10 protein-coding genes are annotated in these 14,433 nt (G+C 42.7%); 7 read left to right on the forward strand and 3 right to left on the reverse strand.

From position 1 onward, the window contains the following. The first annotated feature begins 64 nt into the window (after nt 1-64). The 7 genes from B9N78_RS14935 (at nt 65) to larB (ending at nt 6,758) form a co-directional block, all read left to right on the forward strand. Complete coding sequence (locus B9N78_RS14935) at nt 65-790, forward strand: glycosyltransferase family 2 protein (RefSeq protein WP_085103722.1); 726 nt, start codon at nt 65-67, stop codon at nt 788-790. After that, nucleotides 771-1,163 (forward strand): DUF2304 domain-containing protein, encoded by a 393-nt coding sequence (locus tag B9N78_RS14940; RefSeq protein ID WP_085103724.1) that lies wholly within the window; start codon nt 771-773, stop codon nt 1,161-1,163. The genes B9N78_RS14935 and B9N78_RS14940 overlap by 20 nt, the downstream gene beginning before the upstream one ends. A 52-nt stretch (nt 1,164-1,215) precedes the next feature. Then, entirely contained in the window at nt 1,216-2,022 is an 807-nt protein-coding gene (locus tag B9N78_RS14945) for an alpha/beta hydrolase (RefSeq protein WP_085103725.1), read from the forward strand. A 6-nt stretch (nt 2,023-2,028) separates the two neighbouring features. After that, complete coding sequence (locus B9N78_RS14950) at nt 2,029-3,978, forward strand: hypothetical protein (RefSeq protein ID WP_085103727.1); 1,950 nt, start codon at nt 2,029-2,031, stop codon at nt 3,976-3,978. A 354-nt stretch (nt 3,979-4,332) separates the two neighbouring features. Next, on the forward strand, nt 4,333-4,491 hold the full coding sequence (locus B9N78_RS18205; RefSeq protein ID WP_170921446.1) for a hypothetical protein: 159 nt from the start codon (nt 4,333-4,335) through the stop codon (nt 4,489-4,491). Between the two features lie 224 nt (nt 4,492-4,715). After that, nucleotides 4,716-5,864 (forward strand): aldo/keto reductase, encoded by a 1,149-nt coding sequence (locus B9N78_RS14960; RefSeq protein WP_085104110.1) that lies wholly within the window; start codon nt 4,716-4,718, stop codon nt 5,862-5,864. A 150-nt stretch (nt 5,865-6,014) separates the two neighbouring features. Beyond that, nucleotides 6,015-6,758: a nickel pincer cofactor biosynthesis protein LarB gene (gene larB, locus B9N78_RS14965; RefSeq protein WP_085103731.1), complete on the forward strand. Its 744-nt coding sequence runs from the start codon at nt 6,015-6,017 to the stop codon at nt 6,756-6,758. A gap of 45 nt (nt 6,759-6,803) precedes the next feature. Here the strand turns inward: larB and B9N78_RS14970 are convergent, their stop codons facing one another. Genes B9N78_RS14970 through B9N78_RS14980 form a run of 3 tightly spaced genes read right to left on the reverse strand, consistent with a single transcriptional unit; the run spans nt 6,804 to nt 14,269 of the window. Further along, entirely contained in the window at nt 6,804-10,703 is a 3,900-nt protein-coding gene (locus B9N78_RS14970) for an efflux RND transporter permease subunit (protein ID WP_085103733.1), read from the reverse strand. A 12-nt stretch (nt 10,704-10,715) separates the two neighbouring features. Further along, the gene (locus tag B9N78_RS14975; RefSeq protein ID WP_085103734.1) at nt 10,716-12,878 is read right to left on the reverse strand and encodes an efflux RND transporter periplasmic adaptor subunit; all 2,163 of its coding nucleotides are present in this window, start codon (nt 12,876-12,878) and stop codon (nt 10,716-10,718) included. Between the two features lie 23 nt (nt 12,879-12,901). Then, on the reverse strand, nt 12,902-14,269 hold the full coding sequence (locus B9N78_RS14980) for a TolC family protein (RefSeq protein WP_085103736.1): 1,368 nt from the start codon (nt 14,267-14,269) through the stop codon (nt 12,902-12,904). Nucleotides 14,270-14,433: the final 164 nt, after the last annotated feature.

Genomic DNA, 14,433 nt, shown 5'->3' on the forward strand with positions numbered 1-14,433 from the left:
AGAAGTGGCTCGCTTTGAGCCGCTTCTTTTTTTTTGTTTAATGATACTTTATTAAGGAGGAGGAGTGCAAAAATATAAAAATGTTGCTGTAATAATACCTGCTCTTAATGAAGCTTTGACTATCTCTAAAATTATCAGAAAAGTAGGCGGCTATGGGGTGGATACTTATGTTGTGGATGATAATAGCCAAGATGGAACTGTCGCTAAATCCCGCAATGCAGGGGCCGAAGTTTTAGTATTACCTTTTAGATCTGGATCTTGGGGTGCTACACAGGCCGGAATGCTACACTCCATAAAAAAAGATAAATATGATTTTTTTATAACGATGGATGCTGACGGGCAACATGAACCTGATTATATTCCATTGTTGATTGAGCGATATTTGTCGAGTAAAGTAAACGTTGTTATTGGGAGCTGTATACAACGTGGTAGCTTTGCAAGACGGATAACGTGGAGTGTTTTCTTTTTTCTAACCCGTTTAAAAATACATGATATGACTTCTGGTTTTAAACTGTATGATAAGAAAGCCGTTCAGGCTCTTTTATCTAAAGAAGCCGCAATGTTCGATTATCAAGATCTAGGTCCATTACTTTTGTTTAGAAGAAAGAATATTAAATGTATTGAAATTCCAATCTCCATGTGTGCTAGAAAAAATGGATGTTCTCGCATTTTTGATTCTTGGCTATCAGTGTCAATCTATTTAGTTAAAACTTGTATATGGGTGATCGTTGATTGGATTTCCAAATCAGACAATTCGTTAGGTAAACTGGATGATTATGACTCTATTTGATCTTGTTGCTCCCGCGATTTCTTTCTTAAGTGTTGTAATAATTCTCGTGCTTATTAGGCGGCAGCGCTTAGGAATATTTCATTCTCTTTGGTGGTTATTTGCTGTTTTTAGTATGCTTTTTATTGGTTTTTTCCCTACCGTGGTAGATAGAATCGGATGGTTTTTAGGAGTGCATTATCCTCCCGTATTACCAATTCTTTTGGCTCTTTGTTTTTTATTTGTTAAAGTACTGACTATGGATATCGAACGGACTCAGCAGGAAATTAAAATTCGGATTATTGCTCAAAAAATGGCAGCTTATGAAGCAGAGTTATACAGTTTAAAAGCTGAACAATCTGTTGAAAAGGCAGAAATAAAGATCCATGAAAACTGATATATTTATTTCATGGTGTTGCTTTAGTTAATACCTATTGTTTGGAGGAGGCATGATCTTTCGAATTGGGTTGATTTTTTTTCTTTTTGTCTTCTCGGGATGTACTTCCTTTTCTCCTCGTTTATTTGCAGAGCAACATGGCTTCCTTGAACATATTTTTGTTGCAGATACTTTTGACATCGCAGGCTACATGCGTGGTAAATCCTCAATTCTTCGTGTCTATTTTGAGGGTGATGGTAAAGCATGGTTGAATAGAAGACGCCCTTCTACTAATCCTACCCCCCAGAATCCTGTTTCTTTTTATTTAGCGGCAGTCGATACTAACCCGGCGGTGTTATACCTTGCGCGTCCTTGCCAGTTTGTTGAGGGGCCGCATTTAAGAAGTTGTTCTACACCTTTTTGGACATCAGCACGGTTTTCCGAACCTGTAATACACGATTTAAATCAAGCTTTGGATCAGGCTAAATCATTAGTTGGGGCAAAAATCCTTGAGCTGGTTGGGTATTCTGGAGGTGGAGCGGTTGCCTTGCTACTCGCCGCACGAAGGGATGATGTTGATTTGGTTGTGACAATTGCAGGCAACTTGGACCATGATTACTGGACTCGCTATCATCACGTCTCGCCATTACGCGATTCGTTGAATCCTGCTGATTATGCTGTTCAAAACCAAGTCATCAAGCAAGTACATATTGTAAGTACTGAGGACTTAATTATACCTCCTTCTGTCAGTCAGAGTTATCTAAGTAAAATGAACGAGACTAGTATGGTTCGAATTGTTACGGTGCACGGGGTAAAGCACATGGACGATTGGAGTCAAGTTGTCCCGAGTATTTTAAAAAAGGTTGATCAACACAAATAGCGAGTTATGAGAACTTTACGATTTACTACCACGACATGGGCAACTATCGCCGTCATAATAATTTCTGTAACTCTAAGCGGAATTCTAGCACTTCATCATTCGCAATTACTGGTAGAGCAGGGTATTCATATACAGGGGGTCCCGCTGATTGGAAATAATGATGGATATTATTATTTGGATCAGGCTTATAAGCTAGCTGAGCAGGGTGTTGGGGTTAATGATGTAATTAATGACAGTCATCAATCAATGCTTCTTTCTTATTTCCTTGCTGCAGTTGCTGGTCTTGATAAAATGCGATTACAAAGAGTTTCCGCATACCTTGGGCCTATTCTAAGCTTATCTATGTTATTAGCGGTGCTTCCATGGGGTATAAAAATTCGTTCTCCTTTTGTTATGGTTTCTTCAACTTTACTTGCTCTTTTCGCTCCATATTGGGTAACGCGTACCCATGTTGGTTTTCTTGATACTGATAGCTTAGTTCCAGGATTATGCTTCTTTGCCCTATTCTGTGTTTTCCAGTTTTCTACCAAAAAAGTTTCGCGATTGCCTTGGGTAGGTTTATATATATTGATACTTTTTTTTCTGTGGTTTTGGTGGCGACCAGGGGCGTTACTGTCTGCAGGATTTATTCTTTGCTATTTAGTTTATCCAACTCGGAATAGGCTTGATATTTCGCTAAAGGTTTTATTCCTGTGCGGGATTATTGCTGTTACAGGTTTGATGGTTGCTGGACTTGAACCCTTTTCACAATATGCGGCGTACATAAAAGATCATGCTTCTCTTGCCTTTGGCGGGACCACCAATTCTCTTTTAAGCTTATCGATTATTGAATTGAGAGGAGTATACCTGTGGCAGTTGGGGCAAAAATCTCTTGGAAGTGGTTGGCTGTTGATCCCTGCTATATATGGAACCATATGCTACTGCGTGCATTATCGTACGAAAGCTATTTTTCTGGCCGTTGCATGGGGGTTCGGGTTCGCATCGATTATATCGCAACGGTTTATTCCTTTATTTATACCAGCAGTCGCTTTTTTTGCCGCATATGGCTGCATAATTCTTTGTTCATGGGTAAGTCGCCAAATTACGTTGCGATTCATGCTGCAAACGAACAAGATTGAATATTTATTAAAAGTAGCATGCTTACCTCTTTTGTTTGGATGTGTAATTGTAAATACCGTCACATATCAACCTAAAACATATTTTAGCCGAAATGATTTCGTGCTCGCTAAAAAAATTCGAGCCACATTCCCATCAAATACACTTCTATGGACTTGGTGGGACTATGGGTATTTTTTTAAATACCTTACAGGAATGGATGTTTTCTTTGACGGCGGATCGCAGACAGAATTAACTTGTTTCACAGCAGCTTACCCGCTAGTTCAGAATGATATGGCTGTAGCAGCTAGTTGGATAAAATACTTTGCGTTTTCATCTCCAGATCAGCTCAATACAAATAAAAAAGAACAATGGCTTGCGTTTTTAACTGCATTTACTAAAAAAATTATGAGCACGGCTGAAACCTCTGAACGCTCAGTAGCATTATGTTTGCCTGCAAGGGTTTATACCACTAGCGGCTATTTATACTCATTTGCTCATGTTTTTGAGTATAAAATGCCACCAATTGTTAACCATTTGGATTTGTACTCAAAGAAAGGATTTAGATATGAACCTCGCTCCAGCTCCGTGGTTGTTCCTGAAGAAATGGTTAGCAATGGATACGATAGCTTTGGTGGGGTTCTGGATGCAACGAACAAGCTCCCTAAGCAGTTAGATTTAGACACAGTTCCTGATCCATATCTTGTGTTTTCAGATAACTCTAATTTTTTGGCGGTTACGGATCGTGCTTTGGTTGAGTCTGTACTGTTTCGTCTTCTAGGATTGTTTGATGGTGATATAAGATATTTTTCACCTATTTTCTTTGATTATCGATTTGGTGGAATTTGGAGTGTACATTAAGAAAGGTTGAATTTATCTTTATATAGTTCGTTTCAATCATAGTTTTAGTTTCCAACTTTATTACTCAGGATTTATTCTTCAAAAGTTAGAATTATAATTTAGTTTCCAACTTTATTTTTAAAAATAAAAAATCGGTTCATGTAAAATCAAGTAGTTATAAAAAAATTAGTTCCCAACTTTATTACTCACCCACAATGGGTTTTGTGGGTAAGTAATAAAGTTGTATACTAAAGCCGTTCCTTTTAGACTGTTAATATTGTCTAAAAGGAACGGCTTTTCTTATAGCAAAAAGAAATGGTGGATTATCAGAGGTAAAGATTTCGAATATGATAAAGGAAGGACGTGGGGGCGGGCATGGTCATGAATATATTCCGTGGATCAAAGTTAGGGATATTTCATCGCGAGGAAGGTCTCATAGAATTTATGGATTTAAATCTCAACGAACGCACCATCTTCTTTCAGATCTGGAATTTGAAATGCTACATAAATAACGGACAGCCCGTTTTAGGTTAGGCGGCTATTTTCAGTTTACTGAAAAAATTCTCTGCGACAGCATTATCCCAACAGTTTCCCCTACTTACTCATACTGCTTATACCGATCCCGTTGCGCTGGATAAAGCCTATTCGGTATCGGCAGCAAAAAGTACACAATGGCCTGCATTGATGCAGAACCTACAGTTACCGGAGCGATCAACAGATTGACCGTTAAGGTTGCTTATCAATCAAGGATAATTACATTGCTTTACAGAACTATGCCTAAGAATGGAGACAAACTTTCCGCACTTGGATTCGGGTGCATGCGTCTGCCTATGCTGGACGGAGAAATTGATGAGAAACGTGCTATCGCACAAATCCGTCAGGCTATTGATAACGGAGTCAATTATGTTGATACCGCATGGCCTTATCATGACGGAGAAAGCGAGCCGTTGCTGGGCAAGGCTTTGAAAGACGGGTATCGCGAGAAGGTTAAAATTGCAACCAAACTTCCGACTTGGCTGGTTGAAAATCGCGAAGATATGGATAAATTCCTGGATGCACAGCTGGAGAAACTCGGAACTGATCACATTGATTACTACCTTATTCACGCTCTCAGCGGTCCTTCATGGAAAAGCGTTGAAGATCTTGGAATAAAAGAATTTCTTGATCAGGCACAGAAAGACGGACGGATCGTTAATCCCGGTTTTTCATTCCATGGACTTGCAGAAGATTTTCAGCCCATTGTTGATGCATACTCATGGGTGTTCTGTCAGATTCAGTATAACTATCTGGATCAGGAATTTCAGGCAGGCACTAAAGGGCTCAAGTATGCCGCTTCTAAAGATATCGGCGTGATTATTATGGAGCCGTTGCGCGGCGGGAACCTTGCTCTTCCAGAAGCTCCTCCTGCTATTGCCGAACTATGGGCTCAGGCTGAGGTTAAACGTCCTCCTGTTGAGTGGGCTTTGCGCTGGGTTTGGAACCATCCTGAAGTTACAGTAGTTCTGTCAGGAATGAATAGCGAGGAACAGATATCGCAGAATATGGCTGTCGCAAGTGATGCATCCGCCAATTATCTTTCGCCGGCAGAGCTTGAATTAATTGAGCGTGTAAGTATTACCTATAGAAAACTCATGCAGGTTGGATGTACCGGTTGCGGTTATTGCCTGCCTTGTCCTGCCGGGGTGCAAATTCCGATATGCTTCGATTTTTTTAATAAGCTCCACATGTTCGGAAATCTTGATGAAGCTAAACATCTTTACAAAGTATTCGGTAGCGGAGATGTTTTGCAGCGTGAACCTGGATTTGCTTCACAGTGTGTGGAATGCGGTATGTGTCTCGAAAAATGTCCACAGCAGATCAATATCCCTGAAGTCCTCAAACGTGTTGTCGCTGAGCTTGAAGATTAATTCAGCTGTAACAGTATGAAATTCATACTTAAGTTGCGGGTGGCGCTGACCATAATGAGCCTTCCGCAATATTGAAGGTTTTTTTAGCCATTTCTCACATGGGTAGCCTCAACGAACCTGCAAAATAATTCTTATGAAAGGGAACCAGATATGACTGATCTGTTAACTAAACTTTTGTCCGATATCAGGGATGGTAATGTTGATGTTGAAGAAGGGCTTCAATGTTTGCGGGATCTTCCGTTTATGGATTTGGGGCACACCAAATTCGACCTGCACCGTTCGCTGAGAACCGGTTTTCCCGAGGTCGTTTACGGTGAAGGGAAAACCCCTGAACAGATTGGTGAGATCTTTGATAAAATGGGTAAGCATACAAATATTCTGGCAACCCGTGTTTCTCCTGAAAAGGCTGAATATGTACAGTCTGTTTGCGCCGAAGCAAAGTATAATACCCTAGGAAGAACTCTCTCGCTTGTTAAGAAACCTATCTCCTACAATAAAGGAGAGGTTGCCATTATTACTGCCGGAACATCCGACATTTCTGTTGCGGAGGAAGCTCTGGAAACTTGTGAGATGTTTGGGAGTCATGCAAAAATTATTTCTGATGTTGGAGTTGCCGGTATTCATCGTTTACTTGATCGTCTGTCTGCGATCCGTCAGGCGCGCATTCTTATTGTAATTGCAGGTATGGAAGGAGCTTTGGCCAGCGTTATTGGCGGACTTGTTTCGCAACCGATTATTGCGGTACCTACTTCTGTCGGTTACGGAGCATCTTTTTCAGGATTATCTGCCTTGCTCGGCATGCTGACATCCTGCGCCAGTGGCGTCACTGTGGTGAATATTGATAACGGTTTCGGAGCAGCTTGCGCAGCGTGTAAGATCAATAATATCCTCTAAGTATGTAGATGTTAACGAGTAATCAGGGGCGATTTTTTGTCAATTTTATTTTCGTCTGAACTTAATCTCTTCAGCTCCGCAGTACAGCACCGGAACTACAAACACGGTAAGTATCGCTATGGTCATGCCCCCGAATGAAGGGATTGCCATAGGTACCATGATGTCTGATCCGCGCCCTGTTGAGGTCAGGATAGGGAGTAGTGCAAGGATGGTTGTTGCCGAGGTCATCAGAGCCGGGCGGATTCTCCTTTGTGCCCCTTTAATGATGGCCTGTCTGATTTCGGGAATGCTGGTAGCTTTGCGATCGTTTTTGGTCTCATCCAGATAAGTTGCCATGATAACGCCGTCGTCCGAGGCTATACCGAACAGAGCCAGAAAGCCGACCCATATGGCAACGCTTAAGTTGATTGGTGCTACTTGAAACAATTCGCGCATCGGCGTGCCAAACATGGTAAAGTTCATAAACCACGGCTGGCCGTACATCCACACCATAAGAAATCCGCCGGACCACGCAACGAAAATACCTGAAAAGACCATTAATGTTGTCGCCATGGATTTGAACTGCAAATATAGAATTAACACTATGAACATCAGGGCCAGCGGCAGGATTACTGCGAGTTTCTTCTGTGCTCTGATCTGATTTTCATAACTGCCTGCAAACTCGTATGAAACTCCGGCAGGAATAACCAGCTCGCCTGATTTAATTTTCGAATTAAGAAAGTTTTGAGCCTGTTCAACTACATCCACTTCGGCAAATCCGGGTTTCTTGTCAAAGAGAACGTAACCGACAAGAAATGTATCCTCACTTTTGATGACCTGCGGCCCGCGGATATATTTTATCTCTGCCAGCTGGCTGAGGGGGATTTGTTCTCCGGACGGAGTGCTTACAAGAATATTTCCAAGGTCGTCTATGTTATCACGCAGCTCTCTCATGTAGCGAACCCTGACAGGATAGCGTTCACGACCTTCGACTGTAGTTGTCACCACTTTGCCGCCGACTGCCACTTCAATAACATCCTGTACCTGTGAAAGCATAATTCCGTATCTTGCAATGGCTTCACGATCTATGACAATCTCAAGATATGGTTTACCCACTATGCGGTCGGCAATAACAGCTTCCGGCTGTATTGATCCCACCTGTTTGAGCAGTCTTTCCAGATCAAGAGCTACTTTTTCCAGTGTTTCCAGATTTGGGCCTTTAACTTTGATGCCCATGGGAGCGCGCATACCGGATTGCAGCATTACAATTCTTGCGGCAATGGGTTGCAGTTTCGGCGCGGAAGTTACTCCGGGTATTTTAGCTGCTTTGACTATTTCATCCCATATATCATCCGGCGAAGTTACCCCTTTCCAGCTCTTGCGGTTTGGATTCAGCTCCTGATTAAGTGCAGATCTCCATATTCTGAAAGGTTTACCGTTTTCATCAGGAATCAGTTTTCCATTGTAGTCTCTTGCATAGTATCCCTGCACTAAATAAGGGTATCCGTCTTTTGCCGGAACAAGGTCACCGTTGACATTGCGAAAGTAGTCTTTTTGATCGGGATCAAATTTAAAACGGAGTCTCTCTCCTGATTTATTAACAACGTACTCAGATTTATAATTAATGACAGTTTCGATCATGGAAATAGGCGCTGGATCAAGAGGAGTTTCTGCTCTGCCAAGCTTACCAACTGCGGACTCCACTTCCGGAATAGATTGGATCATCATATCCTGCTTGCGCAGCACATCATGAGCTTCGCCTATGGATGCATGGGGCATAGTGGTCGGCATGAATAAAAATGCGCCTTCATCAAGGTCCGGCATGAATTCTTTACCTAAGCCGGGAAAGGTATGATCCAGCTTGACGTAAGGAGCAGAGGTCCTGATTGTGTCCGGTAGAAATGAGGTCAGGTTGCCGAATCCGAGCCAGATAGACATTCCTAAAGCAATGATAAAAGCTGGCAAAGATAAAAAGAGCAATTTATGATTAAGACACCACCACAGCATTCTGGCATAGTTGTACCGGAATAATTCGAAAAAGAGCATTAAACTGCCGATAACCAAGGCTACAAAAGCATAATTATTGGTCATGCCTTTTTCCGGTCCCAGCGGCAGCCATGAACTTGTAAGAACGAAGGCGACCAGACCTACAATTGTCCATGTTTCCGCGTAACCTATAAATGTGTGCGCCTTCTCCGGAACAAATGGCAATATAAAGTGTTTTATACCTAGATAGATGAAGAAAATACCAACCCACCATTTCAGCATTATGGAAAGAGCAACTCCTGAAAGGATGTAGAGGACCGAGCGAATATAGGTCTGTTTTCCCTTGGTAAATTTTTTACGCGCAGTAAACAGAAGTTGAGCTAAAGGCGGTAAAATAGTCAAAGCTACAATGATAGATGACAGTAACGCGAAGGTCTTGGTATAAGCTAACGGTTTGAATAGTTTGCCTTCGGCCCCGTCCATGGCAAATACAGGCATAAAGCTGACAATTGTAGTCGCAACGGCAGTCATTACTGCACTGCCTACTTCTGTTGTCCCATTGTAAATAAGTTTAAGACGGCTGACTCCCTCTTCTGCCGTTTCGAGCTTTTTCAGTATATTTTCACAGATGATAATCCCCATGTCGACCATGGTTCCGATCGCAATTGCAATTCCTGACAGAGCTACAATATTAGCATCGACTTTGAAGACTCGCATACCCATAAAGCTCATGAGTACGGCAAGAGGTAATAATGAAGAAATAAGTAATGAACTTTTAAGGTGCATGACCGCAATAAGAACTACAATGATAGTAATCAGTATTTCTTCAGTCAGGGCGGTGTTAAGCGTGCCGAGGGTTTCATGAATCAGGTTTGAGCGGTCATAAAAAGGAACAATAGTCAGTTTGCTTTCTGTTCCGTCCGGCAGGATTTTTGAGGGCAATCCAGGTGAAATAGCTATTATCTTGCTTTTGATATTATCAATGACCTGCAGTGGATTTTCTCCGTAGCGGACAACTGCAACTCCGCCCACAACCTCTGCGCCGCCTTTGTCCAGTACTCCACGACGCAGGGCCGGACCCTCCGCCACCCGCGCGACATCGCGGACATGGATGGGGATGTTGTTTACAACTTTAACAACTGAGCTTTCAATATCAGATATTTTTTTGATGAATCCGATACCTCGGATAACATATTCGGCGTTGTTAATTTCGATAGTACGTGCGCCAACATCTAGGTTGGAATTTTTTACAGCGCGATATACTTCGCTAAGAGTTACATTTGCGGCTCTCATGGCATCGGGATCGACATCAATCTGATACTCTTTTACAAAGCCTCCAACCGAGGCAACTTCACTGACTCCTTCAGCAGAGAGCAAAGCGTAACGGACGTACCAGTCCTGTATTGAACGCAATTCATCAAGGTCCCACCCTCCGGTAGGATTGCCGTCAGGATCGCGACCTTCAATTGTGTACCAATAGACTTGTCCGAGGGCGGTTGCATCTGGTCCCAGTGACGGTTTTATCCCCGCGGGGAGAGTGCCTGCCGGAAGACTGTTAAGCTTTTCGAGCAATCGCGAACGGGACCAGTAAAAGTCTACATCTTCTTTAAAAATGACATAAATTGTTGAGAAACCGAACATGGAGTAACTGCGAACTGTCTTTACTCCGGGAACTCCTAGCAAGGCCACGGTCAGCGGGTAACTTATCTGATCTTCCACGTCTTGCGGAGAACGTCCGAGCCATTTGGTGAAAATAATCTGCTGATTTTCACCGATATCTGGAATTGCATCCACGGGGACTGGAGACCTGTCTATTCCGTCAATTTTCCAGTTGAAAGGCGCGGTATATATCCCCCCGCAAATGACCATAATCAAGAGGATGGCAACAATCAGTTTCTGCTCAAGGCAAAACAGTATGACCTTTTCTGTTAAGGTGCGGGGTACAGGGCGTTTTGGTTCAGGTTTTAAATTATCACTCATGGCTGTTACGCTCTATTCCTTATCTTTGAGCTGACGCTTAATTTCACCGCACTGGAGCATCGTTTCTCCAAAGTATGGATTTCGAATATTCTCGTCGCTTTGCAGCCACATAGCTCCTTTAAAATCAAAAGCCATAGGGCAGAATATTTCGTAGACAGGCTGAGACGATTTGATTCCTAGTTTGCTCACAACGTCGATCATTCCGTACGAAAGAGGTTCCAGTCCGGCGCGCACTCCCACAATATCCTTTGCACCGCGTATGGAATCAATTCCGTCGTTAATATTTTTGAGGGCGTCCATCCAGATTTTATGAGCTTCACTGCCGAGAGACCCGTGATCTATCTTTTTAAGTTCCGCAGCCATAAGTTCTGCCTGCGTTTGCGCTAAGAGCATATTATCTGACGCAAGAGCCTCGGTAAAAGCGGAATATGAAGCATAGACTTTTCCCATTTGAATTTTGAAAGTTTCAGGGGTGTCTACTTTGTTTCCAGTGTTTTTTGCGAGGCTTGATATATCAAAAGCTTTATCAAGACGCGTAAAATGTTTTGCAGTTTCATCTGTAATTGATTTCAGTCTAAAGGAGTCCTTTGCATCGCGACCTATTACGGCATCATCAGTAAGAAGCATGGATAATTCTTTCCAGACAAGCGAGTTGTCTCCTTTGAGCCCTGCACTGTCTATTGCTTTAAGACTGTCAAAAAACTTGGAATAGAGCATGCGGGTTTCGTCAAGACTGCCCGCTTTTGCTGAATTAGTCAGGACATCGAAACTTTTTTTCAGGTTTACTAATTTAGAAACAAAGATAGGAGGCAGCGAGTGTTCATATCCTTTGTTGTCTAGAACTGTTTTTACGCCGCTTTCCGGATTCATCATGCTTGGTTTAGCAATAATTTGAAGAGCACTGTCTATTTTGAAATTTCCGTTTGTAACCACTTGTTCGCCGTCTGCCAGACCATATTTTACCACGTAGAAATCACCGGCTTTGGGTCCGAGCACTATTTCACGCCCTTCGTAAACGCCTTCTTTGCCTGGTACGGCAATATAGACTACGGCACGTTTTCCGGTAATGAGCGGGGCTGATGCGGGGATAACAAGCTGTGCGACTGCTTTTTTGTCAGCCTGACTGACAGCGCGCACAAACATACCGGGTTTAAGTTTGAATTCCTCGTTCGGTACTTCAAGACGGATTCTGATTGTTCTGGTTTTTTCATTAACAACCGGATCTATGTAAGCGACTTTTCCTTGAAAGGATTTGCCGGGATATGCCTCTGTGGTGAAATCAACCAGCATACCCATTTTAATCCACGGCAGGTCGGATTCATAAGCTTCAAGAAAGACCCAGACTCTTGAGAGGTCGGCAATGGTGTAAATGGGCGTTCCTGTTTTAACATAAACCCCTTCAACTACGTCTTTTTTTAGAACAATTCCGCTCATTGGAGAATAAAGGATAATGTGTTCGGCTGCTTTGCCGTTTTTTATGATATCTGCAATTTGAGATTTGGAAAGGCCGAGTAGGCGAAGCTTTTCACGGGAAGCTTTTTCAGTACGCGCAGCAGTGTCTTTTACGATCTGCATGGAACTTCCGCGTAATGCTTCTTTTGCTTTCACAGACTGGATAAGTTCCACTTGTGCTGTAAGAAGTTCGGGACTGTATATGGAGGCCATGGCCTGTCCTTTACGGACTGAGCTTCCAGTATAATCAATGTAGAGTTTGTCTATCCGTCCTCCGGTCCATGCCGTGATGGTTCCCATGCGGGTTTCATCATAATCAACCTTTCCCACCATGCGGGTTTCAACGCCGACATTTCTTTTTTCTACTTTGCTGGTTTCAATACCGGCAAGCGTGCGAGCCTGATCCGTCAGGCTTATCTGTCTTAGGCTGAGTACCTCTTCACCTGATTTTCCGCCTTTTTCAAGGGGGATCAGGTCCATAAAACAAATGGGACATTTGCCGGGGTTGGGCAACTGAATCTGCGGGTGCATTGAGCAGGTCCAGACTACTTTTCCTGTTTCAGTTGCTTCGGCTTCAAGTTCATGCCCGATGTGTTCATCCACAAGCTGTTTGCCCATGTTCGGGTCGTCATTTCCGGAAAACCAGTATCCGGCCCCGAATGCGACCAGTATGATAACAATGACCGGTATAATCGATGATTTTATGTCTTTAAATTTTTTCATGATATCTTCTGTGATATATGGGGTTATTTTACTGGTGGAGATACTGCTGTCTTGGGCAGTAAAGATCCATGAATTGTGCATGGTATTTCATGGCCGACTAAGTATTCAATTGCGGCAACTCTTTTGGCCTGTTCCGCCAGCGACTGGTAATAGACAAGTTGAAATTCAATAAGTGTTCTTTCTGCATCAATCAGATCGGTGGATGAAGCGGTGCCTGACTGAAAGCCTTCAATAGAAACAGAAAGCGACTGTTCTGCTTTGGGAGTAAGTGAGTCCCTGTAAAGATTCACTTTGCGGATAGCATCTTCGTAGCGGTATATTTCCAGTTCAAGATCGGCAGAAAGACTTCGCTCAAGTCCTGTTCTTTCACGGCTTGCTGACTTAACGTTCTGCTGAGCCTCGACAAGCTGAGCTTCTTGTTTATCGAACCAGATAGGAAGGTTTATAGACATCCCCGCAACCACAGGATCTTTGTTTTCGTTGGTAACATTAGGAGATCTGGATTTCCCTGTCTGGATATATTCAACCCCGAAGGAAAAGTCCGGGAAGTAATCTTTTTCTGCCAGTTCAACAGAAAGTTTTTCTTTATTAATTTTATGGGTAAGAGCCATCAGATTAGGATTGGCTTCTTTAAAATCCTGTTTGAGCTGCCGGGTGTCGGCTTCTATTTTCATAACCGGGATAAATGCAGGCAGTGGCAAGGATTGTCCGTCCGGCCTGTTTATGGCGGCAAGCAGTTTAGCTACTGTAGGCCTTTTGCGTTCTTCCAGTGAGCGGAGTCTGTCTTCAAGTTTACCGAGTTCTACTTGGGTTTTTATGAGTCCGTCATACTTACCTGAGCTGGTGGAGTATTTGGAGCTGGCAACGGATTCGAGATATTTCATAAGCTCAATATTTTCACGTGTAATGCGGATGGCCTGTGCAAGGTAGGCGTAGTCGTAGTAATTAGTTTTAACTTGGTAGAATATCTTGAGTTTAAGGGCATCAAATTTTGCTTTTTTAATATCTGCATCACGCAATGCCTGTTCACCTTTAAGATTAAGTTTGCCGAACCATGGAAGAGTCTGACTTAACCCATATTTAAATTCCTGCGGTCCGGTTCGCGTTTCTACCGGCTGAATGAACCATGCAAAACTGAATCTAGGGTCCGGCAGGCTTGAAACACTTGTTTCGCGTTGCAAGGCGGCTTTCCAGCTGTAGAATGCGGCGTAGAGATCATCATTATTGCGTGCAGCTTCAACCAGATATTCTGTAAGCTCTTTAATTTCGCCGTGCTCGGTTTTGTACTCAGCCATGCTGTTATTTGAGCTGTTTTGAGCTCTTCCCGTACTTGGCAATAAGATAAGCACTGCTATAATTAAGAGTGGGGTATATTTAAAAATTTTAGACACTGGTTCTCCTGCACGTTTTCATATGATGATCATTTTGAGTTTGAGCAATTACTGTTCCATATCACATATAAAGCCTGATAAATAGGTTCTAGTCTGACTATAGTCTATTTAAAGAGGTTATAGCCAGACTTAATTTAAAAAAAAGTGCAATTCCTGTCGTGCTG

Origin of the sequence: Desulfovibrio gilichinskyi, from assembly GCF_900177375.1 — a bacterium.
Taxonomy (GTDB): domain Bacteria; phylum Desulfobacterota; class Desulfovibrionia; order Desulfovibrionales; family Desulfovibrionaceae; genus Maridesulfovibrio; species Maridesulfovibrio gilichinskyi.

Bases quoted from the DNA above. Each gene is read 5' to 3' on its own strand.
- B9N78_RS14950 (WP_085103727.1), top strand. From the start codon at position 2,029: ATGAGAACTTTACGATTTACTACCACGACATGGGCAACTATCGCCGTC.
- B9N78_RS14970 (WP_085103733.1), bottom strand. From the start codon at position 10,703: ATGAGTGATAATTTAAAACCTGAACCAAAACGCCCTGTACCCCGCACC.
- B9N78_RS14940 (WP_085103724.1), top strand. From the start codon at position 771: ATGATTATGACTCTATTTGATCTTGTTGCTCCCGCGATTTCTTTCTTA.
- B9N78_RS14945 (WP_085103725.1), top strand. From the start codon at position 1,216: ATGATCTTTCGAATTGGGTTGATTTTTTTTCTTTTTGTCTTCTCGGGA.
- B9N78_RS18205 (WP_170921446.1), top strand. From the start codon at position 4,333: ATGGTCATGAATATATTCCGTGGATCAAAGTTAGGGATATTTCATCGC.
- B9N78_RS14975 (WP_085103734.1), bottom strand. From the start codon at position 12,878: ATGAAAAAATTTAAAGACATAAAATCATCGATTATACCGGTCATTGTT.
- larB (WP_085103731.1), top strand. From the start codon at position 6,015: ATGACTGATCTGTTAACTAAACTTTTGTCCGATATCAGGGATGGTAAT.